The following is a 21,393-nucleotide window of genomic DNA, read 5'->3' on the forward strand; positions in this document are numbered from 1 at the left end:
GACATGGTCGACCTGGCGCACACGACGCTGCAGCAGGAGATCTCCGCCGCATTCCTCGTCACCGGCGAGCTGATCGTCACTGCAGACACGCGCGTGCAGAACACCAAGACGCTGCTGCCGGGGCTGCTGGACGTCGATCTCGGTACCACCAGCGCACAGGTTCGTGTGCCCGGCCGCGTCATCTACGGCATCTATGCCGACTCGCTCACGCGCGGCCGGATCCGCATGGCGGACGACAGCGTGATCGAGATCACGCTCCCGACGCCGCGCGTGTACGCGGTGGAGCCACAGCTGTCGAACATGCAGGTGGAGACCAGCCGCGGCTGGGCACGCCTGTCGCGCGAGACGGAGGAGCAGGTGCGCGAGCGCGCCATCGGCCTGGTCGAGCGTTCGCTGCGCGCGCAGGGACACCGCCACATGATGCAGTCCGTGCAGCCGCGCGTGAACACGGCGCGCGCCATCGAGGCCATGCTGCGCCCCGCGTTCGAGGCGGCGGGCATCCGACCCGAGTTCCGGTTCCGGATCGGTGACGAGATCACCTGGGAATCGGTGCCCGACCGCTGACTGGTTGCCGGACCGTCGGAAATCGCGGGGTGGTCAGCAGAACGGGGCGACGCATCGACTCATGCGCCGCCCCGTTCTGCTGCAGTCGAGTGCTCCGGGAGCACCGCACGCGAGCCGCGTGCGGCGCTCGCCTCCTCAGTCGCGGCGCTCCCTGCGCGAGCTCCGCTCGTAGCCCTCACGCACGTACGGGCGCATGGACTCGTAGTCGTGGCGCTCGTGACGCCAGCCGCGTCGCACGTCCGACTCGACCTCGTCGAACGATCGGCCGCGATAGTCCGGATTGTGGCCCGCCACGTGTCCGACACCATAGCCGACGCGCGCGTCGTCGTAGGTCACGTCACGACGATCCGAAGATTCGAAGCGGCGACGGTAGTAGTCGTCATCCTCGTCGTTCATGTTCTCGATCGCGCGGCCCGCCTTCTCGCCGGCCCACCAGCCGCCCACTGCTCCGGCGATCCCGCCGATGATGGTGCCGACCGGGCCCGCCAGCGAGCCGATTCCCGCGCCTGCGAGTGTGCCGCCGATCCCGCCCACGGCCTCACCGGCCTGCTCGCCGGCACCGGGGTCACGATCGCGCGCGTTCTCGCGCACGTCGTCGCCCAGGTGATCTCTGCGGATGTCGTCCGACCGGTGTGTGTGCTCTGCCATGATGCCTCCTGTTGAATGCCTGCGTCGCACATTGCAGGTGCATCATCTGCGCCAGTGCGCGCACATCGACGGGCGCGATCCATCGGTCGGGCCGGGCCAGTAGAAACGACTGCGGGCACGCTCGACCATCGTCGAGCGTGCCCGCGCCGTGCTGCCGGAGTCCGGCTGCGTCAGTTCTCCTGCGAAACTGCGGGTGCCGGCGTCGCTTCCGACTCCTCCAGCGTCTTCAGCACATCACGCCACGCGAACTTCTCACCCTGCCCGCGGACGTAGTAGTCCATCCACGCCTTCTCGCTGACCGACTTGACGAGCTGGTTGCGGGCGTCCGGGATGCCGTGGCTGTTGCCCGGGTACATGAACAGCTCCGTGTCGACGCCGAGCTTCTTCAGCGCCATGTGCAGCTCGACCGACTGCGGGCTCGGCACGCGCGGATCGCCCTCGACCACGTGGATCATCGTAGGCGTCTTCGCATTCGTGATGTACTTGAGCGGAGACTGGTTCCAGTACGCATCGTAGTCCTCGTATGGGAGCCTCCCGCCGAGGTAGTGCTGGCGGTTCCGCTGCACGTCGCTCTGCGCGAACATCGAGATCCAGTTGGACGTGCCCGCGCCCGAGCTGATCGCCTTGAAACGATCGGTGTTCACGAGGATCCAGTTGGACCAGTGACCGCCCGCGCTCCAGCCGAGAGCGCCCATCCGGTCGCCGTCGACGATGCCCTGCTCGATCAGGTGGTCCACGCCGGCCATGATGTCCTCATAGCCCTGCGGGAAGTAGTTGCCCACGATGTCCGTCTTGTGCGCCTCACCATAGTTCGTCGAGCCACGGTAGTTGGGTCGCAGCACGACGTAGCCGTCGCCGGCATAGACCTGCGCGCCGTAGCCGCCGTTGAAGCCCAGCACGTCGGCGGAGGCCGGGCCGCCGTGGATCGCCACGATCAGCGGGTAACGCTGCCCCTCGCGGTAGCCGACCGGCTTCACCAGCACACCGCCGACTTCCCTGCCGTCCGTCGACGTCCAGGTGATCTCCTCCTCCTCACCCAGCGCGATGTTGCGGATCTGCGGGTTCACGTCGTAGAGCTGGCGCCAGCGGTTGCGGCGCGTGACATCGTCGATGTCGTCCACCGCGAACAGCGTCGGCGGCGTCTTCGGATCCTGGTAGCTGATCAGGTAGAGACCACTGTCCTCATCGAAGTCGACGGCGAGCGCCGCTCGCTCCTCCGTCACCTGGCGCACCTCGCCGCTGCGGGTGTCCAGCGCCATGAGCTGCCGCGTCGCGCGGATGCCGGCGTTGAAGTAGTACGTGCGACCGTCCTCCGACCAGAAGCCGCCGCCGATGTCGCCGTCGAAGTTCACACCCAGCTTGCGGAACTCGCCGCCCCGCTCACCCACCGGGCGAACGTACGCGCGACGGTTCTTCATGCTGTACTGTGTCAGGTCGTCCGGCGCGATGAAGCCGACCAGCCGGCTGTCGGGCGAGAAGAACGGGCCGTTCTCACCGACCTCCTCGTTCTGTGTCAGCCGCTCGATCGTCCCCGTCGCGACCTCGAGCAGGAAGAGATCGCTGTTGATGCCCTCTTCCGTGATGTTGCGCTTGTATCGCTCCGCCGAGACGCCGCGGAAACCGATCCAGCGACCGTCCGGCGAGATCTGGAAGCCGTCCACCGTGATCGACGAGTCGCGCGTCAGGCGCGTCGCACGGACCGGCTCCAGGTCCAGCGCCCACAGGCTGGACAGCGGCGTCTCCGCGTTGCGGATGTCGACCGTGAACTTCTTTTCGCGACGCTCCTTCTCGTCCGCATCGAGCGTGTCCGCCGTGATGAAATAGATCCGTCGGCTGTCGCGCGTGAGCTCCCAGTTGCCGACACCCGCGACCTGCTTCGTCAGCTGCTCCGGCTCGACCTCCTCCGTCGTCGCCTGCGCGATCGACGCGACCGGCAGCCGGTACAGCTGCTGCTCGCCGCTCTTGCCCGCACGGTAGACCAGCCACTTCCCGTCGCGAGAGAACGCGAAATCCGCAACGCCATCCTTTGCCGACGTCAGCTTGCGTGCCTCCCCGCCGTCCGGCCGCATCAGGTAGAGCTGACGCTGGTTGCCGTTGTTCGCGGCATCACGGTTGGACGCGAACACGAAGAAGCTGCCGTCTGCCGACCACGCCGGCGACTGCTCGTCCTTCTCCGCCGTGAACGTCATCTGCCGCGTCGAGGCCAGCCCGTCACGCGTCGAAACGAGGAAGATGTCGCTCTGGCGCTCCGCCTCTTCCCAGTCCGGGAAGGAGACCGTGTAGAGCATCCAGCGGCCGTCCGGGCTCAGGTCCGTCGAGCCCGCGCGTCGCATCTCCTGCACGTCCAGGAACGTCATCGGCCGCTGCGCGTGCGCGAGCGCAGCCAGCGTGGACGTCAGGAACAGCGAAGTCGCGATCGCACGGACGATCCGCAGCCGTGTCGTCTGCATCGGAGTCCTCGTCGAAAGGATGTGGATTGGGTTCCCGGAAGGCGTCCGGGTGCTGGTCAGATAGTATACAATGTGCGGGCGGCCACCGCGAATCCCGCTGCAACGACAGCGCGCCGAGCGGGCCGCGACGGGCACGCTCGCAGCGCCTGCGGTGCAGTCGCGATGCAGCCCTGATACGGCCGGTCGGAGCGGGAGCGCCTGGCGGGAGCCGGCATGCGCTCCCGCCCTGCCTCGTCGCTCTACGCCAGCGCTGCGTCCAGCGTGATGTTCGCGTTCAGCACGCGGGAAACCGGGCAGCCCTCCTTGGCCTTCTGCGCCAGCTCCTCGAACTTCGCCCTGTCGATGCCCGGCACGCGGGCGCGCAGTGTGAGGTGCACGGCCTTGATGGACCAGCCGCCCTCCTCCTGCTGCAGGTCGATCTCGGCCGACGTGCTGAGCTCCTCGGCCGTGACGCCGGCGCCAGCGAGCTGGAACGCGAGCGCCATGGAGAAACACCCGGCATGCGCCGCGGCGATCAATTCCTCCGGGTTCGTGCCGGCGCGGCCGTCCTCGTTTTCGAAGCGCAGCTTCGCCGAGTACGGCGTATCAGCGAGCACGCCACTCGGCGTGCTGAGCGTGCCATTTCCGTCCTTGCCGCCGCCGCGCCAGACGGCCTGTCCCTTCCGCTTCATTCCGCCTCCTCACAAGACACTGGAATTCACCTGGTCACGCGAGCCGTCACGGCTCACGTGTGAGCCGGTCGCTGCAACACGCGCGCCGGGTCAGCGCACGCCCACGGCGCCCTTGACCGATTCGATCAGCTTCGCGGAATCGTAACCCACGCCGTCCTTGAAGACGAGCGTGGTGTTGCGCAGCTGAGCGGGATCGGCGACGGGGTTGCCGCGCACCACGGCGAGGTCCGCAATCTTGCCGACCTCGACAGAGCCGAGCTCGTCGTCGACGCCGAGCGCCTTTGCGCCGTTCAGCGTCATGATGCGGATCGCCTGCGGCACGTCGAAGCCTGCCTCGACGAGCAGCTCGAGGTTGCGCTGGTCGCCGAAGCCGGGCAGCGCGCCGCCGTTGCCGGTCGGGTCGACGCCCGCGGCGAGGAGTCCGCCGGCCTCGACGAACGCGCGCTCGAAGGCCATCGCTTTCTGGAAGACCTCGGGCGCGATGCCGGCCTGCGGGTTCTCGGCGATGCGACGCCGCGTGGCGAGGTACTCCTCGCGAGTTTCCTCGGACATTGCGTCGAGCATGCGCTGATCCAGCTCCTGCGGCCGGTTCGGCACGAACAGCTCGTACACGGCGAGCGTGGACGTCATGGCGACGTCGTTGTCGACCATGGTGCGGATCGTCTGCTGCACCTCGTCGCTGCGGACGTCGACGTTGGCGAGCGATGCGCCGGCCGTCTGCGGGCAGCGGTCGGGCTGCTTGTTGGGGTCGTACTCCGCGTTGGCGAAGAGGCCGTGCTCGAGGGCGTCGATGCCGAGCTCGACGGCCTCGCGATAGCCGACGGAGCAGAGGTGGCCGGTCAGCTTCACGCCGAGCCGGTGCGCCTCGTCGATGGCGGCCTTCATCTCGTCGCGGGAGATCAGCGTGTAGAACTTGAACCAGGTCGCGCCCTCGCCGGCCCAGTACTGCACCACGCGGCGTGCGTCCTCCGGCGTGCCCACGGCGTACATGCCGCTGCCGGCGCCATCGCCGCTGATGTACGGCCCGGTGACGTGCATGCGGGGCCCGGGCGCCTGGCCCTCCTCGATCTGCCGCTTGAGGTTCAGCTCGCTGTAGGGCGACATGCTGCCCGTCGTGCGGATCGTCGTCACACCGCTCGCGAGGTAGAGTCGCGGCGCGGTGAAGTTCGCCTGGATGCTGCGGCCGGACGTCGTGTAGAACGTGTGGTTGTGCATCCCGACGATGCCGGGGATGACGGTGTGCCCGTTCAGGTCCATCACGCGTGCACCATCCGGCACGCGCGTGCTCGCGGCGGGCCCGACGGCGCTGATGCGGCCGTTCTCGATGACGACGGTCTGCCCATCCCGCGCGGGTGCGCCCGTGCCGTCGATGACCCGCACGTTGGTGAGCGCAACCACCGGCTCGGGGACGGACACCATCGCCTGCGAGTTGCGACTGAGCTGGTCGAAGGACTGCGCGTGCGCGGACGGCGCGACGAGCAGGCATGCGGCGAGTGCTGCCGTGAAGCGAACCATCGGGCGCTCCTGGTGATGATGTGGGGGAACCGTGCTGCCGAACTTGCGCGGCACGGCCGTTCACTGCAAGAGAGGCGGGCCGACTACCCCGGCCTGACCGCGAACACGGTCTTCATTCCCGCCTCCAGGTGCTCGGCGATGTGGCAGTGGATCATCCACATCCCCGGATTCGTCACCTCCAGCAGCAGCTCCACCACGCCGCCGACCGGCACGAGCACGGTGTCCTTCCAGGCGTGGTTCGTGGTGGGCCGGCCGTTCACGTCCAGCACGAGGAAGCGCTGCCCGTGGATGTGGATCGGGTGCGCCATCGCGTGCAGCGTGTGGCGATCATTGACGAGGCGGATGCGCACCAGGTCGCCGACGTCGAACTGCCAGGTGATCTCCTCGTTCTCGAGGCCGGTCGCTTCATCGCGCAGCGTCCAGGTCACCTCGTTGCTGGTGGGCAGCCAGTCCATCATCGGCATGGTGCCGCTCCACTCGACCGGGTTGAAGAACAGCGTGTCCAGCCGCATGAGCGAGACGAGCGGGAACGGCAGCCCCTCGTCCTTCATGGTGAGCGTGAGGGTGAGGTCCGGCGCGCGCGTGAAATGCTCGCGGTAGCGGGCGACGTCCTCGATCACGTCCTCGTGGCGGCGCAGCCGGTCGAAGTCGGACGCGTAATCCGGCGTCGCCGGCGTGTCGGACACTCGCACGAACCCGAGCGTGTCCTCCTCCTCGAAGAACACACCGAACGTGTGGTCGATCGCCTGCACGCGGTTGAGCAGCGGCACGGTGCCGGCGCTGTCGAATGCGACGTCGACGACGTAGCGCTCCGCCGGCGCGATCACCACGCTCTCCACCCACGCCTCCTCCTCGTAGCGGCCGATGTCGGAGCCGACCACCTTCATGCGCGCGTGCGGAAAGGAAACATTGAATGTGCGCGTGTTCGCGACATTGGTGAAGAAGAAGCGCACCACCGCACCGCGCTGCACGTCCAGCTCGTATGCAGGTGCCGGCTCGCCGTTCACCAGCAGCACATTGCCGAAGCGACCCATCAGCGCGTGCGTCGTGCGCTCCGCGCCATAGGGGACGAGGCCCGTGTCGCCCAGCAGCAGGTCGTCCAGCATGACGACCTGCTCGCGGTGCACCGGTGACCACGCGCCCGGCGTAGCATCGCGCACGAGCAGGTTGCCGTACAGGCCGAGGTCCTGCTGGATGTCCTCGCGGTGATGCGGGTGGTACCAGTAGATGCCGGCATCCGGGAAGCGGATCTCGTAATGAAACGAGTCGCCCGGCATGACCGGCTCCTGCGTGACGTGCGGCACACCGTCGAAGCGGTTGTCCAGCCGGATGCCATGCCAGTGAACAGCTGTCGGCAGCTCGGTGCGGTTCACGAAGTTGACGTGCACGGTCATGCCCTGGCGCACGTGCACCAGCGGCCCGGGCTGCTGGCCGTTGAACGCGTACATCACGACGTCGCGCCCGCGCACGCGACGACGCGCGAGTGCTGCCTCGAGCCGGATCGTGTCGCCCTCCGCCGGCTCGAGAAGCTGGCGCGGCCCGACGTGCGGGATGCCGGCGATATCGACGTCCGCGCCCGGCAGCCAGGGCGTCGCATCGGGTGTCATGCCCTGCAGTCCCGGCATGTACATCATCGAGGCCCGCGGGTGCGGCGGCGGCATGACCCACCCGTCCTCCGCATGGTGATGCGAGTGCTCCGGCTCGGCCGACGACGCCTGCACCATGTGCGCTTCGCCCATCCGCATGCTGGGGGAGAGCCCGCGCAGCACGAACGGACCACCAGGTGCAGCAGCATCCGGATGCGCTTCCAGCGAAAGGAACAGCGTGAACCGGTTGAACGCGACGTCCTGACCCAGTGTGGCCTCGACCGCAACGTTCGGCCCCGGCCAGCTCACCGCGCCCAGTCGCACCATCGGCGCGAGCGACGGCGGCGCCGCCCACGCGACATAGGACGTGTACTCCCCGAGCAGCCGCGGATCCGGCAGGGAGTCCAGGCGCAACGAGACCTGCCAGCGATGCACCCCGTCCGCCGTGACCGGCGCCGTGAACGGCGACTCCGGCGGCACGAGGAACGCCGTCCCGCCGAACCGCCGCAGGTCCGGCGTGCCGATCAGCTCGACCGTGTGCAGATCCGCCGCAGGCTCCTGCGCCCGCAACGGACCCGCAAGCGCAATGAGCACGACCGGCAGAACCCGCAGCAATCGCATCGACACGCTGTCCCAGGAAATTCGAAGCTCGGAGCTGCTGAGGAGCCCTCAGTCAGACTGAAGCCGGAAGTTACGACCCCACGCACCCGGATGACAGCTCGCAGGCGTGTGCCTCGGAGCGACGTGCACGGACATGAGCGCCGTCCACCTCCGCCCCCCACCCGCCGTTCAATCCCGAAGTGTCCGCCACCCCCCTCGCACCACCCACCGCCCACATCCCGCAGTTCAGGAAGCCCCCTCGCACCACCCACCACCCAAAGCCCGCAGTTCAGGAACCCGCCGCCCGCAGATATCTCCGCCCCACCTGCAGGAACCGACCGTTCTGCTCCGCGAACGGCAGTGCCTCCTCCTGCTCGAGCAGCCGCTCCACGTGCTCCCGCAGGACCGGGTCGCCCCACCGGTAGCCGGTCGCGTCCTCGGCCAGCGATGTCTCACCGTCGCAGGCCGCCTCGAGCAGCGCGAGCGCGGCGGCAGCCGGGTACGACGGGTCACGCATCGGCGGCAGCACGAATCGCCGCTGCGGCTCGGCGCCGTCCTCCTTGGTGAACGCGCGGGACATGTCCTTCAATCCTCGTAAAGCAACGGGCGTCCAATGCCGCCCCAGAGCGATGCCGGCGCGATCTCGATGCTGTTGCCTGCAGGATCGCGAACGTAGAGCGACGTGCCCGCCTCGGGCCAGTCGATCTCCTTTTCGATGGGTACGCCGCACGTCGCGAAGTGTGCCCGCCATGCAGCGATGTCGTCGTCGGACGCGACCAGTGCGACGTGACCGGGACCCTGTGCGCCATGCGGCGGAATCGTGCCGCCGGGCTCGATCGTGCGCTTGGGGTCGAAGAGAATGACGACCGAGTGGCCACAGCGAAGCATGGTATTGCGACCTGCGGTGTGCGCGATCCGCGCCATGCCGAGCACCCTCACGTAGAACTGCTCGAGCGCGGCGAGATCGGCACCATAGACCGCCGCCTCCAGGATGCCGCCCAGGACCGGCGCGGTGGGTGTGCGGACATGCTGCGGCCGGCCGGCCGCCCCGCGCGGTGCTGACGGCGCAGCAGCGGGCGCGATGCCGCGGGCAGCGCTGTCGCCGCGTGGATGCGTGTCGCTGTTCATGGATCCTCCGCCCGGGCACTGTGAAACCGTCACTCTCGACCGCGTGCAACGTCTGCACGTCGCGGGCCCGGATCGAGCCGGGACAAGGCTGCGAAATCCAACGCCCGTGCGTGCTGCGAGCCGTTGTGCCACACCGCGTTATCAGCGGCTGAGGACCGTTGGCAGCGGTTCCGGGTATTTCATGTGTTGCCTCTCGAATGCCCCCGCGTGATTCGAACCACTCCTAAGCCGGAGACACCTATGGCCCGCATCAAGATCTTCCGTAAGGACGGCTCGCCGACACCCTACTTCTGGTCGGACAAGAATGCCGCCGCCAAGTCGCTGCAGACGGTTTACAAGCAGACGGAGAAGGGTGTCACGCGCATGAAGGGTGTGCGCTACGAGCCGGCGACGGGTCGTATGCACCGCGACTGACCAGGTCGCTGCGCACGAGGGTCGAGGAGCCGGTGCACGCGGATGCGTGCACCGGCTCCTTCGCTTGATGCCATCCGCATCTTCTGCATCGTGCGGCTCGTTTCGTCCGAGGCCGACGCACGCTCGGCGTACGCTGGCTCCTTCGTAGGATGCTGCTCCCGGGTCAACGTGCGCCGAACGCGCGCACCACGCGCGCCGTGGTGATGACCTGCCCTGTATGTCGGGTGGCATGCTCGCCCGCGTGGTACAGCAGTCCGCGCACGGTGGCAGGCAGCCGCTGGCGCCCGACGTGGCGCGCCTCGTCGAGTGCGCTGTCCGGCGTGGTCCGGAGCTGCTCCATGGCCTGCCTGAGCTGTGCGACGACGAGCTCCATGAGGTCCACCGGCGTGGCCCCCTGCCGGATCCGCCCCTCGCAGCGCAGCCATTCCATCTGCGCCTCCTGCAGTGGTTCGCCGCGCGCGTAGGTAAGCAGCCGATCGGTGCTGCCGGCGAGGTGCTGCAGATGATAGCCGATCGAGGCGGCGCCGCCGGGTGAGATCCACAGCTCGTGCGGCTCGATGAGCGGAACGACCTGCTCGAGATCGCGCTGCACCTGCACGAAGGAATGCGCGACCGGCTGCAGCGCAGCACTGATCCCCTCCACGGGTCCTCCGAGCCAGGCCTCCGGCTGAGACATTTCGTCACTCCATTCGAATGGTTGTCAACACGTGATCGCCCGCAGCGCCCTCGCGGATCCATTCCTCCACTGCTTTGCGGAGCGGACGTGCGATTCGTATAATGGCGCCCGTTTGCGGACGGGACCACTGCCGAAGTACCCCGCGTCCCGCCGCTCACGCTCGCCTACAACACAACCCGCCGCGATGGATGCACCTGTCCCGCGTCGGGATCCGTCCACGAGCAACAGGAGAGGTCATGCGAAGAATGCTACACGGGCTCTGGGTGCTCCTTGTCCTGGCCGCCCTCCCGGCGGCAGTGCAGGCGCAGCAGACTGGTTCGGTCCAGGGAACGGTCACGGACCAGCTCTCCGGAGCCCCACTCAGCGGCGTGCAGGTGTTCATCGTCGGCACGACGAGCGGCACGCTGACCGATCAGAACGGCGGGTTCCTCCTCGCGGACATTCCGGCGGGACCCCGAACGCTGCGCGCGGAACGTATCGGATATGGTGAAATCGAGCGACAGATCGACGTTCCGGCCGGCGGCACGGCGACGATTCAGCTGCAGCTGTCGGAGTCGGCGATCGGGCTCGACCAGATCGTCGTCACGGCGCTCGGCGTGGAGCGCACGCGGCGCGAGGTCACGACGTCGGTGCAGTCGGTGAGTGGTGAGCGGCTCGCGCGCGCCCCGGAAACGAACCTGGTGAGCACGCTGACGGGCAAGATCTCGGGCGTTCACATCATCAGCTCGAACACGCCCGGCGGCTCCGCACGCATGGTGATCCGAGGTGTCAACTCGCTGACGGGCAACAACCAGCCGCTGTTCGTGCTGGACGGCATCCCGGTCAGCAACTCGTACTCGACCGCCGGCACGCGCGGCTACAACGCGATCGACTACGGCAACCTGATCTCGGACCTGAATCCGAACGACATCCAGTCGATCACGGTGCTGAAGGGCGCGAACGCGGCTGCGCTGTACGGCTCCCGTGCCGCGAACGGCGTCGTGCTGATCCAGACGAAGAAGGGCACGCGCGCCCGTGACCTTACGATCACGGCGCGGGCGGACATGACGTTCGACACACCGCTCCGGCTGCCCGAGTACCAGAACATGTACGGGCAGGGCTCGCGCGGTGAGTTCCAGGCGACCACCGACGAGAGCTGGGGCCCGCTCATGGAGGGGCAGCCGATCGTGCAACCACTGTATGGTGACGAGCCGGCGCCCTTCAGCCCGCACCCGGACAACGTGCGGGACTTCTTCGAGACGGGCCGCACGAACAACACCAGCGTCGCACTCAGCACCGGCAGTGAGAACTCCTCCCTTCGTCTTTCCCTCTCCAACATGAACCAGGACGGCATGCTCCCCGGCTTCGAGCAGGAGCGCACGACCGTCTCGCTGGCAGGAGGGCTGGGCCTGACGGAGCGGCTGCGTGGTGAGGCGTCGCTGCAGTACATGAACGCGGATGCGGCGAACCGTCCTGCCCAGGGGTACGGCGAGGACAACGTGATGTGGCAGTTCCTGTGGTTCGGCCGGCAGGTCGACACGGAGATGCTGCGCCGCAAGCGTCGCAACGAGGATGGCAGCCAGTACAACTGGAACAACCGCTGGAACAACAACCCGTACTGGACGCAGCTCGAGGACCAGAACTGGGACTCGCGTGACCGCTTCATCGGCGGCGGCTCGCTGACGTACGGCTTCACGGACTGGCTGGACCTGATGGTGCGCGCGGGTGCGGACGTTTCGAGCGAGCACCGCAAGGAGGTGTACGCGGCGGGCACGAAGTCGGTCTCGTCGCCGACGGGTGCATTCGGTGAGACGTCGCTCTCGCGCGAGGAGGTCAATGCGGACTTCCTGCTGAGTGCAGAGTGGCCGAACCTCGAGAACTACAGCATCAGCGGTTCATTCGGCGGCAGCCGCCGCGACAACGAGTACAGGCGGCTGGGGGCGTGGGCGAACGAGCTGGTCGTGCCGATGCTGTGGGACTTCGGCAACTCGGCGGTCGAGGTGTCTGCGGACGACTACCGTGAGCAGACGCGCGTGAACAGCCTGTACGGCTCGCTCAGCTTCGGCTTCCGCAACTTCTGGTTCGTGGAAGCGACGGGGCGCAACGACTGGTCGTCGACGCTGCCGGAAGCGAACAACTCGTACTTCTACCCGTCGGTCTCGACCAGCCTGATCCTGAGTGACGTGGTCGACCTGCCGGGCGTGTCGTACGGCAAGGTGCGGCTCGGCTGGGCGCAGGTCGGCAACGACGCGTCGGCCTACCAGCTCGTCGACCCGTACGTGGCGGACGCGTTCCCGTTCGGCACGGCTCCGCGCTTCACGGCGAGCAACACGCTGCGCAACTCGAAGCTGAAGCCGGAGATCACAGAGTCCTGGGAGCTCGGCGCGGAGATGCGCTTCATGCAGGACCGCCTCGGCTTCGACGTGACGTACTACAGTACGGAAACGCGCAACCAGATCGTCCCCGTGCAGATCTCGCCGCTGACCGGCTTCACGACCAAGATGCTGAATGCCGGCACGATCTCGAACAAGGGGATCGAGCTGCTGGTCGACGGCACGCCGGTGCTGCTCGACAACGGCTTCCGCTGGGACGTGAATGCCACCTTCGGCAAGAACAACAACGAGGTGGTCGAGCTGGCGGACGGGCTGGAGACGCTGGTGCTCGACACCTACTACGGTGTGAACGTGGAAGCGCGCGTCGGTGAGGCGTACGGCGCGATGTACGGCCGCCAGTACGTGCGGGACAGCCAGGGCAACATCGTGGTGGGCAGCAACGGCCGCCCGCTGAACACGTCGGACAACCCGAACGGCTACCTGGGCAACTACAACCCGGACTGGACGGGCGGACTCGGCAACACGTTCAGCTACGGGCCGGTCTCGGCGCACGTCCAGATCGATGGCCAGAAGGGCGGCGCGATCTACTCGCTGACGCAGGCGTACGGCGTCCGCTCGGGCGTGCTGATCGAGACGCTGGAGGGTCGCCGCGAGGGACGCACGCCCGCGGAGGGCGGCGGCCTGGTCATCGATGGCGTCCGTGTGGTGGATGGGGACACGGTCCCGAACGACATCGTGGTCGACGCGCAGGACTACTGGCGGGGGCTGACCGGGCTGCACGAGGAGTTCGTGCACGACGCGAGCTACGTGAAGCTGCGCGAGGTGCGCCTCGGGTTCCAGGTGCCGCAGACGTGGACGAACCGGATCGGACTGGGCACGGCGGAGATCGCGCTGATCGGACGCAACCTCGCGCTCTGGACGGACGTGCCGCACATCGATCCGGAGACCGCATTCAACGCGGGCAACGTGCAGGGCTTCGAGTACTCGCAGACGCCGTCGGGCCGCACGTTCGGCTTCTCCGTCACGGTGACGCACTGATGGCCACCCTCACGAGATCGGAATTCATGATGCGAGGAACGATGATGCGAATGAGAAGGTGGGGTGCGGCGGCCGTGCTCGGCCTCGCCGTGGGCGTCACTGCGTGTGATGAGGGCCTGGCCGGCCTGAACGTCGATCCCAACAACCCCGTCGAGGTCGGGCCGGAGTACCTGCTCCCGAACGCCATCGAGGCGTCCGTGAGCCGTGTGATCGGCTCCGGGCTGAACATGGATGTGACGGGCCTGTGGGCGCAGCACTACGTCGAGCACCTCTACACGGTCGAGGACCTGTACGACATCAGCAACAGCGCTGTCTCGGGTCACTGGTCGAGCTTCTACTCGGGCCCGCTCCAGGACTTCCAGGAGGTGATCGAGAAGGGGACGGAGACCAGTCGCCCGAACACGACGGCGATGGGGATGATCATGAAGGCGTGGACCGCGCAGGTCATGACCGACCTGTGGGGCGACATCGGCTATTCCGAGGCGCTGCAGGGTCGCACGTCGGAGGTGCTCACGGTCGGCTACGACACGCAGGAGCACGTCTACGAGCAGCTGCTGCAGGAGACCGCCGCAGCAGCAGCCATGATCGATCCGGACGGTCTCAAGATCACCGACGGTGACCTGATCTACGGCGGCGACATGGACCGGTGGAGCATGTTCGCCAACTCGCTGCGCATGCGGATGGCGATGCGCCTCTCCGACGTCGCGCCCGACGTCGCGCAGCAGCAGTTTGCGGACGCGTACGCGGACGGCGGCTTCGCGTCGAACGACGACAGCGCCATCCTCTGGTACCTGGACAACGGCGTGAACCGTCATCCGATCCACGCGTACGAGCTGAGCCGCGACGACCACTCGGTCAGCCGCACGATGATCGAGATGCTGCGCGATCTGAACGATCCGCGGCTGCCGGTCTACGCCAAGCCGAACGCGGCCGGCAACTACTGGGGTGCCACCAACGCCACGCTCGCGGATCCCCCGCTCGACTCCGTTTCGCGGATCGGCGAGTTCTACAGCCGGGCCGATGCGCCCGGCGTGCTGATGAGCTACGCGGAGCTGCTGTTCCTCCAGGCGGAAGCGGCCGAGCGCGGCTGGATCGCAGCGGATCCGGCCACGCTGTACGCCGCGGGCATCCGTGCCGCGATGGAGTTCAACGAGATCGCGACTGCCGAGATCGACGCATACCTGGCGCAGCCGGAGATCGTGTACCAGGGCGGTGACGCGGGGCTCGAGCAGATCTGGACGCAGAAGTGGATCGCGCTCTTCGGCCAGGGCCCGGAGGCATACGCGGAGTGGCGCCGTACTGCCACACCGGTGCTCGAGATCGGGCCCGACGCGGAGAACGACGGCCAGATTCCGCTGCGCCTGTTCTACCCGGCGGCGGAGGAGTCCTACAACCGCGAGGCGGTGGAGGCGGCCCGGGCACGCCAGGGCGGCGCCGACCTGAGCGATCCGGTCTGGTGGGACGTGACCGGCGGCGGGCAGGTCGATGCGCTGAGCAGCGGGTCCTGATCGCAGCGGTCCTGAGCACGCAAACGGCCCCGTCGCAGGACGGGGCCGTTTTCGTTTGTGGACACGATGGGCTGCTGACTCTTTGATCAACGCCGCGTCCGTGTCCCGCGCTGCGGGCCCGGCGTCGGTCGGCGCTCCGGGGCTACAGGCTCGCTTCGATCAACTCCAGGTCGGTTACGCTCGCCGTCGACTCGTCGTCCGCCGTGTTGAAGCGGAAGTCGAGCACGATCTTCACGGGGTAACCGTCGCGTGGATGGTAATCGACGTCGAAGCGATCCGCACGCTCGTCGATCCCGGCGTCAACCCGTTCGAACAGCTGATCGATCGTCGGGAACAGCGACAGTGCGGTGGGATCGATCTCTCCGTCGCGACCGACCATCTCGACGGACTCGATCGCACCATTTCTCACCGTGATCGCGACGGGCGTGTAGGCCGCGGTCGCGCAGAAGCAGCTTTCCCGGTAGAGAAACGAGTACGACGTGGCGCCGAGCGCTTCCCAGCGGGCGCGGGCTCGCTCGTTGGCTTCGCGGCGCTCGCCCCACTCGTCGGTGTCGAATGCGCTGCAGGCGGACACCAGGAGCAGGCTGACGAGTGGAACGAGCTGCAGGGTGCGACGTCGCATGACGTTCTCCTCCGTGGGTGCTGTACTGCCCTCAGGAGGAGAACGTGCGACTGCGCACGAAAACGACAGCGTGGCGGCCTAGACGGGCACCGTCGGCTCCTGCTCGCGCTGCGCCACGGCCGGGCGGTTCTCCGGCGCCATCATGCGGTATGCAGTGCCGACGGCGAGGAACAGCCAGAGCAGGTCGAACATGCTGAGCTGCGCCCTGACGCCCTCGACGACGCCCATCTCCTGCAGCGCACCGTCGGCGACGAAGAGTGCCACGTCGTGCTTCTCGTCAGCCGTCATCTGTGCGAGCCGTGCATCGCTCTGCCGCAGCATGTCGGCCCAGAGCGCATCGGAGAGCGTGTCGCCGGCAGTCTCGACCGCCTCGACCGCCGCCATGGTCTCCGCGTCCAGCTCGCCGTCGCCGTACATCTGCCAGGCGACGGCGCCGCGCAGCACCTCCTCGTTTTCCGCCAGGTCGTCAGCGACGCGGCCCGCACTGCCCGAGTAGATGAAGATCTTGCCGGCGAGCAGCCCGACCACGGCAAACGCAGCCGCTGCATACGCAAGCTGCTGCGTGCGCTGCGAGGTCATCCTGCTCATGGCGACGCCGACCAGCAGGCCCACGCCCCAGGCGACGTAGCCGATCTCCATGTTGGTCAGGAACACCAGGGCCGCCCAGATGCCGCCCGCGATCAGGGCGGCGGCGAGGCCTGCGGCGAGTGCGAGGGGGGTGCGCCCGTCGTCGTAAACGGCGCTGCTCGAGGTTACGACAGGGCCCAGCCGACTGTTGTCGAATGACATGATTCCGCTCCGTCACGGATCCGTATTGTGGGTGCATCCCCGTACAGGAGCCGGAACGGCATCGTCCCGGCGCGCGGGAATGGTTCTGCCGCACGCGTTGGAATGTCAACCTTTTTGTCGGAATGGAGGCGCGTTCAGGCCACCGTATGCCCCGTGTCCGTGTCCATTTCACGCAACCGCGAGACCGCCCACGCAGCATCCGGGTCGGGCATCACGATCTGTGTCACGCCGTCCGGAAAGCGCGAGAGCAGCATGCGGTACTGCCGGAGCAGCTCGGTGTCGGACGGCTGCCATGGATGCAGGTAGCGCACGCCCCTGACCTGCGCCTGCAGCAGCTCCTTGGCGCAGCCGAAGCAGGGCTGCATGGTGGTGTAGAGCGTCGCACCGGCCACGGCGATGCCGAAGCGTGCAGCGGCGATGAGCGCATTCTGCTCGGCGTGGACGCAGATGCAGACGTCGTAGCCTGCAGCGGGCCCGTACTTTCCGCGATCCGCGCAGCGCTCGCAGCCGCCGTCGAGGCAGTTGACCATGCCCGACGGCGTGCCGTTGTAGCCGGTCGAGATGATGCGGTCGTCGAGGACGAGAATCGCGCCGACGCGATTGCCGAGACAGTTGGCGCGCGCCCGTACGGCCTTGGCGATGCCCATGTAGTACTCCGGGCGCTCGGGCCGCCGCGCGTGGTCAGTCATTGTTGACCGTCACTCCTGCCGTGTCGTGCAGGATGAGCAGGCCCTCGACACGCCCGATGCGCATCCCGGTCGAGTCCGCCTCGACCATCAGGTGCCACACCAGCAGCTGGCCCCGGCGCGCACCCGCTGCATCCGTCACGGGGATCAGCGCCTGCTCCGCGCGCAGCGCATCGGACGCCGGTCGATTGCCGGGCTCGGGTGGAAGCGTCGCGATGAGGCGCGCGAGGTCCGCGTGGACTCGCCGCCCTGCGGCCTGCAGCACGAGGCTCACGGAGTCCGGCGCCTCGATGTGCACGGCATACGTCGGCTGCAGGGGCACGTCCCGCCTGCGCATCTCTTCCGGCTCCGGCGACCAGCCGATGCGCCATGCGGTTCCGGCCTGCACGGGAAACGGCTCCGTCAGCGGCATCGCGGCAAACCGGACGACCGACCCGGCCACGGTCGTGCGGTCCGGCTGCAGCCGCAGGTCCGACGCATAGTCTCGCCAGCGGCTGTCGAAGTCACGCGCGTAGCGCTCCAGCACCGGGGGCAGCGCGTCGGCGCCGAAGTGTGTGGCAAGGTAGCCTGCGCTGCCTCGCACCTGGTCGTAGATGCCTGCATCCACGATACGCGGCATCGAGTCCGGCGCTTCGCTCTGCCATGTGCTGTCCGTGGCAGGAATGTCGAGCTGTGCGAGTGCGTCCAGTAGCCGCCCCTGCTGGCTGCGCTTCGACAGCGCGAGCACGCCCCACGGGCCGACAGCGAAGACCAGCAGCGTGACCGCCAGCGCCAGCGGCACGACATGCAGGGTAAACGCGCGGCGACGCACGAGCTGAGCGGTCGCGGCGAGGGCGAGCAGTGTGAGGACCGCCAGCACGATCAGGCGGATGAGCCGGAACTCCGTGAGGCCGTACTGCCCGGTCCGCTGCAGCAGGGCCCAGGCACCGAGCGGCGCGAGCGGCAGGAACAGCGCCGGCGCGATGCGCAGCCAGCGGCCGATGCCGCGTGCAGCGGGGCGCGGATCGAACAGGAGCAGCCCGAGCGCTGCCAGTCCGCCGGCCGCGAGCACGAGCGGTGATACCAGGTTCTTCGGGATCTCCTGCGTGATGAAGATGCGCACCACGTACGCGTACAGGATCACGTAGTAGACGGCCAGGAGGGGCGGCACGAGGAAGAGCGCGATGCGCTGCGCGACGCCTGCGACCGCGCTCTCCTGTTCGATCGGCCGCACGTAGTCGCGCAGCCCGCCGAGCACGACCCAGGGCACGAGCACGAAGCTGATCCAGCCCCACACGTGGCCGTAGATCTCGCCGCGCAGGTCCAGCTCGAAGAGCACGTCGATCGCGCGCAACGCCAGCGCCAGGCCGGCGAAGAGTGCGACGCCGTACAGCCCTGCACCGATCAGGCGCAGCAGTATGCGGCCATCCATGCGCCGCATGCGCTCGACTGCGCTCGCGCGCGCGCCCGCGAACGCGGGCAGTGCGATGAGCCAGGCGACGGCGGCCCAGACGAGCAGGAACGCGCGCCAGCGCTCCGCCTCGTACTCGAAATCAGCGACGATCAGTGCATACGCGGCGAACACGACCGCGCCCGCGAGCGTGACGACCCAGCGTCGCATGGCGCTCCACGCGCCCATGGCGTGCAGCAGCGTTCCCGTCCACGCGACGGCGGCGATGAGCGCGCACGCGACCGCGGTCTCCGTCCACGCCTGCATCGCGTCGCTGCCCGCCTCGATGGCATACGAGAACGTGAGCGCGACGGTCAGTGTCGCTGCGACCTCGACGGGTGCCTGCCGGACGCCGCGCGCCGCATCGCGGAGGTAGCGTGCCGCGCGGACACGCAGCGTGACCTTTTCGCTCACGTGCGGGCGGTCGGTGCTGCCGCTGTACGGATCACGGGGTCGTGCAGGACCGGCACGCTGCACGAGTTGGCGATGAAGCACTGCGCATGCGCGTCGTTGTGCAGGCGCATGGCCAGCTCCGCGTCGTCGTCATCGGCGATCGTGACCACCGGTGCCAGGCGCACCTCGGTGAAGCGCGCGGGACCATTGCCGCGCAGGGACAGGGTGCCGCTCACCGAGTCCTCGTAGGCGAGCACGCGTATGCCCTTGCGCGCGCACAGCGCCAGGTAGGAAAGCAGATGACAGCCCGAGAGCGCCGCGAGGAAGAGGTCCTCGGGGTTGTGCAGATTCGGATCACCGCGGAACAGCGGATCCGCACTGCCGCGCAGGACCGGCTTGCCGTCCACCGCGAACTCGTAGTCGCGGCCATACCCGTCGTAGGACGCCGTGCCGTCGCCGGTGTTGCCCGTCCACGTCGTATGCGCCCGGTACTCGTGTGTCGCTTCCGCCATGATGGTCATCTCTCCAGGTCGCACCCGCACCGGGGGTGGACAAATGTTCGCACCGGTCACGCGGGTCGGTCCGCGTGCTCCGGGAAAATGCAGTCGACCACGTCTGCTACCGGATGGTAGCCCATCCGCTGGTAAATCGAATTGGACACGGGGTTGGCCAGGTCCGTGTAGAGAAAGCAGTACCGGCTGCCGCTCTCGAGCACCGCTTCGCTCAGGTGTGCAACGCATGCGGACGCATAGCCGCGACCCCGCCACTCGGGTGGCGTGTAGACGTAGCCGATGCGCGCGCCGTTCGGCGTTTCCGCGGGGACGGCGGCCATGGAGCGGGCCCAGCCGTCCTCCCACAGGAAGACCACACCCTGGTTCACGTACTCCACGGCCACGTGCTCACGATCCCCCATGAGCACGTGCACCTCGTCGGCGAATGCGTTCACCCAGGCACGGACGGTCGGAAGATCCGCGTGCGTGGCGGGCCGCAGCCTGCCCGCCGGCATCGACTGCGGCCAGGTGACCGCCTCGAGCTGAAAGATCCGTTGACGCGCGCCCTGCTTCCACGGCGTGCCGCGCAGCTCGCTCCAGAGCTCCGCAAAGCGCTGCGCGACTCCGTCAGGGCCGAGCACCGCGGGGATCCGCGGGTAGCGCTGTGCCACCGCCTCGACCACCCGCGGCACTGCGTCCATCGGCATGCGTGTCAGCCCGAGCTTGTGCGGCGGCGTGCGGAACGCGCAACCCGCGACCGCGCCGTCCTGTTCGACCGAGGCCAGCAGAATCGACGGGTCCTGCGCACCGCCGCCTGCGGCCAGCCCCTGCGCGATCCCGAGGAGCAGGTTGTGCTCCGCCTCCCGCTCGAGGAGCCAGCCGCCGGCGCGGTCGAGGAACGCCGCGGCGCTGCCGTGTGCGACGACGCCCACGTTGCTCGTGACGGGCTCGTTGCTGCTCATTGCGCCTCCGGCGGCGGCGCGAACAGGGTGCGAAACGCACGCAACGCGGCCGGGTGGTAGATCGTCGCATGCGTCTCCTCCGGCATCGGCTCGAAGTGGGTTCGCAGGTCGGCCGGTCCGGCCTCCTTCAACAGGGCCGCCAGCCGCGCGGTCAGCTCCGCAATCTCCGGTTCACTGCTGCTCGCCAGCCAGACCGTGCGCCCGCGCAGTGCATGGCTGCGCTCGGCGGCCCGTCGCAGCAGGCCCGCATCGTTCCACCACAGGCTCGGATCGAAGGCGATATACGTGTCGAAGAGATCCGGCTCCTCGATCAGCGTCTCGATGATGAACAGGCCGGCCAGCGACTCGCCCACGATCGCGGACTCGTCGGTCGTCGCATAGCGCGCCTCGACGGCCGGCATCAGCTCCGTGCGAATGAACTCGCGAAACGCGGCAGAGCCGCCCACGCGCGGCGCAATCGCCCGGTCATCGGGGTTCCCGGTGGGACCCGTTAGATCACGACGACGCTCCGTGTTCTCGATGCCGACCAGCAGAAACGGCCGCATCGTGCCGTTCATCACGGACACCTGCAGCAGCCCCATGACGTGCAGGAAATCCTCCTGCGTGCCGCCATCGGGCATGTACATGACCGGCAGTGCAGCGTCGGTCGTATCCCACCACATGTACGGGCGGAACACGTTGATCACGCGCACCTCGTCCAGCACCCGGGAGCGGACCGTGAATGTCTCACCGACCGCGAGCGGTGCCGGTATCTGCTGCACGTCGACAGATGGGGCGGACTGCGCTGCCGCAGGAGTCGCGAGCGTTGTCGCAGCAACCAGCGCCAGGGCCGCCCCAGCCAGTGTTCGTGTCATGATCAGCCCTGGAAGAGAATCCCGTGGCTCCGCGGTGAGCACAGCCACGGCTGCACG

The 21,393-nt window shown here is 68.1% G+C and carries 19 protein-coding genes; 4 read left to right on the plus strand and 15 right to left on the minus strand.

Translation table 11 applies throughout. From position 1 onward, the window contains the following. Window positions 1–564, plus strand: a 564-nt coding sequence (locus VFU06_00375; GenBank protein ID HEU5207835.1) for a DUF4230 domain-containing protein, incomplete at its 5' end; no start/stop codon positions are given. A 135-nt stretch (window positions 565–699) separates the two neighbouring features. Here VFU06_00375 and VFU06_00380 read toward each other — a convergent pair. The 7 genes from VFU06_00380 to VFU06_00410 form a co-directional block, all read right to left on the minus strand. Further along, window positions 700–1,212, minus strand: coding sequence for a hypothetical protein (locus VFU06_00380; protein HEU5207836.1), 513 nt, complete (start codon window positions 1,210–1,212; stop codon window positions 700–702). A 170-nt stretch (window positions 1,213–1,382) separates the two neighbouring features. Continuing rightward, the gene (locus tag VFU06_00385) at window positions 1,383–3,662 is read right to left on the minus strand and encodes a S9 family peptidase (GenBank protein HEU5207837.1); all 2,280 of its coding nucleotides are present in this window, start codon (window positions 3,660–3,662) and stop codon (window positions 1,383–1,385) included. 239 nt (window positions 3,663–3,901) lie between these two features. Then, window positions 3,902–4,333, minus strand: a complete 432-nt coding sequence (locus tag VFU06_00390) for an OsmC family protein (protein HEU5207838.1) — start codon at window positions 4,331–4,333, stop codon at window positions 3,902–3,904. Between the two features lie 90 nt (window positions 4,334–4,423). Continuing rightward, window positions 4,424–5,848, minus strand: a complete 1,425-nt coding sequence (locus tag VFU06_00395; GenBank protein ID HEU5207839.1) for an amidohydrolase family protein — start codon at window positions 5,846–5,848, stop codon at window positions 4,424–4,426. Between the two features lie 83 nt (window positions 5,849–5,931). Further along, window positions 5,932–8,055, minus strand: a complete 2,124-nt coding sequence (locus VFU06_00400) for a multicopper oxidase family protein (protein HEU5207840.1) — start codon at window positions 8,053–8,055, stop codon at window positions 5,932–5,934. A 268-nt stretch (window positions 8,056–8,323) separates the two neighbouring features. Further along, window positions 8,324–8,614 carry a hypothetical protein gene (locus VFU06_00405; GenBank protein ID HEU5207841.1) on the minus strand — a complete coding sequence of 97 codons (291 nt, stop codon included), beginning with the start codon at window positions 8,612–8,614 and terminating at the stop codon, window positions 8,324–8,326. A 5-nt stretch (window positions 8,615–8,619) separates the two neighbouring features. Beyond that, window positions 8,620–9,162 (minus strand): VOC family protein, encoded by a 543-nt coding sequence (locus VFU06_00410; GenBank protein HEU5207842.1) that lies wholly within the window; start codon window positions 9,160–9,162, stop codon window positions 8,620–8,622. A gap of 240 nt (window positions 9,163–9,402) precedes the next feature. Between VFU06_00410 and VFU06_00415 the strand changes: the two genes are divergently transcribed. Then, window positions 9,403–9,576 (plus strand): hypothetical protein, encoded by a 174-nt coding sequence (locus VFU06_00415; protein HEU5207843.1) that lies wholly within the window; start codon window positions 9,403–9,405, stop codon window positions 9,574–9,576. 163 nt (window positions 9,577–9,739) lie between these two features. Here the strand turns inward: VFU06_00415 and VFU06_00420 are convergent, their stop codons facing one another. Then, window positions 9,740–10,252 carry a DinB family protein gene (locus tag VFU06_00420; protein HEU5207844.1) on the minus strand — a complete coding sequence of 171 codons (513 nt, stop codon included), beginning with the start codon at window positions 10,250–10,252 and terminating at the stop codon, window positions 9,740–9,742. 236 nt (window positions 10,253–10,488) lie between these two features. Here VFU06_00420 and VFU06_00425 point away from each other — a divergent pair, with 236 nt between their 5' ends. Together VFU06_00425 and VFU06_00430 are read left to right on the plus strand one after the other, a co-directional pair. Continuing rightward, a complete protein-coding gene (locus VFU06_00425) occupies window positions 10,489–13,602 on the plus strand; it encodes a SusC/RagA family TonB-linked outer membrane protein (protein ID HEU5207845.1) in 3,114 nt (1,037 codons plus the stop codon). 41 nt (window positions 13,603–13,643) lie between these two features. Then, window positions 13,644–15,110, plus strand: a complete 1,467-nt coding sequence (locus VFU06_00430) for a SusD/RagB family nutrient-binding outer membrane lipoprotein (GenBank protein HEU5207846.1) — start codon at window positions 13,644–13,646, stop codon at window positions 15,108–15,110. 142 nt (window positions 15,111–15,252) lie between these two features. Here the strand turns inward: VFU06_00430 and VFU06_00435 are convergent, their stop codons facing one another. From VFU06_00435 to VFU06_00465, 7 genes are all read right to left on the minus strand, one after another. Continuing rightward, window positions 15,253–15,732, minus strand: a complete 480-nt coding sequence (locus tag VFU06_00435; GenBank protein ID HEU5207847.1) for a DUF6174 domain-containing protein — start codon at window positions 15,730–15,732, stop codon at window positions 15,253–15,255. A 78-nt stretch (window positions 15,733–15,810) separates the two neighbouring features. Then, window positions 15,811–16,521 (minus strand): hypothetical protein, encoded by a 711-nt coding sequence (locus tag VFU06_00440; protein ID HEU5207848.1) that lies wholly within the window; start codon window positions 16,519–16,521, stop codon window positions 15,811–15,813. Between the two features lie 134 nt (window positions 16,522–16,655). Beyond that, on the minus strand, window positions 16,656–17,210 hold the full coding sequence (locus VFU06_00445) for a dCMP deaminase family protein (protein HEU5207849.1): 555 nt from the start codon (window positions 17,208–17,210) through the stop codon (window positions 16,656–16,658). Beyond that, a complete protein-coding gene (locus VFU06_00450) occupies window positions 17,203–19,050 on the minus strand; it encodes a DUF4153 domain-containing protein (GenBank protein HEU5207850.1) in 1,848 nt (615 codons plus the stop codon). Before VFU06_00450 ends, VFU06_00445 begins: the two co-directional genes overlap by 8 nt. Then, window positions 19,047–19,541 carry an OsmC family protein gene (locus tag VFU06_00455; GenBank protein HEU5207851.1) on the minus strand — a complete coding sequence of 165 codons (495 nt, stop codon included), beginning with the start codon at window positions 19,539–19,541 and terminating at the stop codon, window positions 19,047–19,049. Before VFU06_00455 ends, VFU06_00450 begins: the two co-directional genes overlap by 4 nt. Window positions 19,542–19,597: 56 nt before the next feature. Continuing rightward, a complete protein-coding gene (locus VFU06_00460; GenBank protein ID HEU5207852.1) occupies window positions 19,598–20,482 on the minus strand; it encodes a GNAT family N-acetyltransferase in 885 nt (294 codons plus the stop codon). Further along, a complete protein-coding gene (locus tag VFU06_00465) occupies window positions 20,479–21,336 on the minus strand; it encodes an alpha/beta hydrolase-fold protein (protein HEU5207853.1) in 858 nt (285 codons plus the stop codon). Before VFU06_00465 ends, VFU06_00460 begins: the two co-directional genes overlap by 4 nt. Window positions 21,337–21,393: the final 57 nt, after the last annotated feature.

The sequence above is a fragment of the Longimicrobiales bacterium genome (assembly GCA_035764935.1).
GTDB lineage: Bacteria > Gemmatimonadota > Gemmatimonadetes > Longimicrobiales > RSA9 > DASTYK01.

What these genes read in the sequence shown, in the direction of transcription:
- VFU06_00385 (HEU5207837.1), bottom strand. Translation starts at nt 3,662, where the DNA reads ATGCAGACGACACGGCTGCGGATCGTCCGTGCGATCGCGACTTCGCTG.
- VFU06_00420 (HEU5207844.1), bottom strand. Translation starts at nt 10,252, where the DNA reads ATGTCTCAGCCGGAGGCCTGGCTCGGAGGACCCGTGGAGGGGATCAGT.
- VFU06_00410 (HEU5207842.1), bottom strand. Translation starts at nt 9,162, where the DNA reads ATGAACAGCGACACGCATCCACGCGGCGACAGCGCTGCCCGCGGCATC.
- VFU06_00465 (HEU5207853.1), bottom strand. Translation starts at nt 21,336, where the DNA reads ATGACACGAACACTGGCTGGGGCGGCCCTGGCGCTGGTTGCTGCGACA.
- VFU06_00395 (HEU5207839.1), bottom strand. Translation starts at nt 5,848, where the DNA reads ATGGTTCGCTTCACGGCAGCACTCGCCGCATGCCTGCTCGTCGCGCCG.
- VFU06_00415 (HEU5207843.1), top strand. Translation starts at nt 9,403, where the DNA reads ATGGCCCGCATCAAGATCTTCCGTAAGGACGGCTCGCCGACACCCTAC.
- VFU06_00440 (HEU5207848.1), bottom strand. Translation starts at nt 16,521, where the DNA reads ATGTCATTCGACAACAGTCGGCTGGGCCCTGTCGTAACCTCGAGCAGC.
- VFU06_00430 (HEU5207846.1), top strand. Translation starts at nt 13,644, where the DNA reads ATGATGCGAATGAGAAGGTGGGGTGCGGCGGCCGTGCTCGGCCTCGCC.
- VFU06_00445 (HEU5207849.1), bottom strand. Translation starts at nt 17,210, where the DNA reads ATGACTGACCACGCGCGGCGGCCCGAGCGCCCGGAGTACTACATGGGC.
- VFU06_00435 (HEU5207847.1), bottom strand. Translation starts at nt 15,732, where the DNA reads ATGCGACGTCGCACCCTGCAGCTCGTTCCACTCGTCAGCCTGCTCCTG.
- VFU06_00380 (HEU5207836.1), bottom strand. Translation starts at nt 1,212, where the DNA reads ATGGCAGAGCACACACACCGGTCGGACGACATCCGCAGAGATCACCTG.
- VFU06_00455 (HEU5207851.1), bottom strand. Translation starts at nt 19,541, where the DNA reads ATGGCGGAAGCGACACACGAGTACCGGGCGCATACGACGTGGACGGGC.
- VFU06_00390 (HEU5207838.1), bottom strand. Translation starts at nt 4,333, where the DNA reads ATGAAGCGGAAGGGACAGGCCGTCTGGCGCGGCGGCGGCAAGGACGGA.
- VFU06_00400 (HEU5207840.1), bottom strand. Translation starts at nt 8,055, where the DNA reads ATGCGATTGCTGCGGGTTCTGCCGGTCGTGCTCATTGCGCTTGCGGGT.
- VFU06_00425 (HEU5207845.1), top strand. Translation starts at nt 10,489, where the DNA reads ATGCGAAGAATGCTACACGGGCTCTGGGTGCTCCTTGTCCTGGCCGCC.
- VFU06_00405 (HEU5207841.1), bottom strand. Translation starts at nt 8,614, where the DNA reads ATGTCCCGCGCGTTCACCAAGGAGGACGGCGCCGAGCCGCAGCGGCGA.
- VFU06_00460 (HEU5207852.1), bottom strand. Translation starts at nt 20,482, where the DNA reads ATGAGCAGCAACGAGCCCGTCACGAGCAACGTGGGCGTCGTCGCACAC.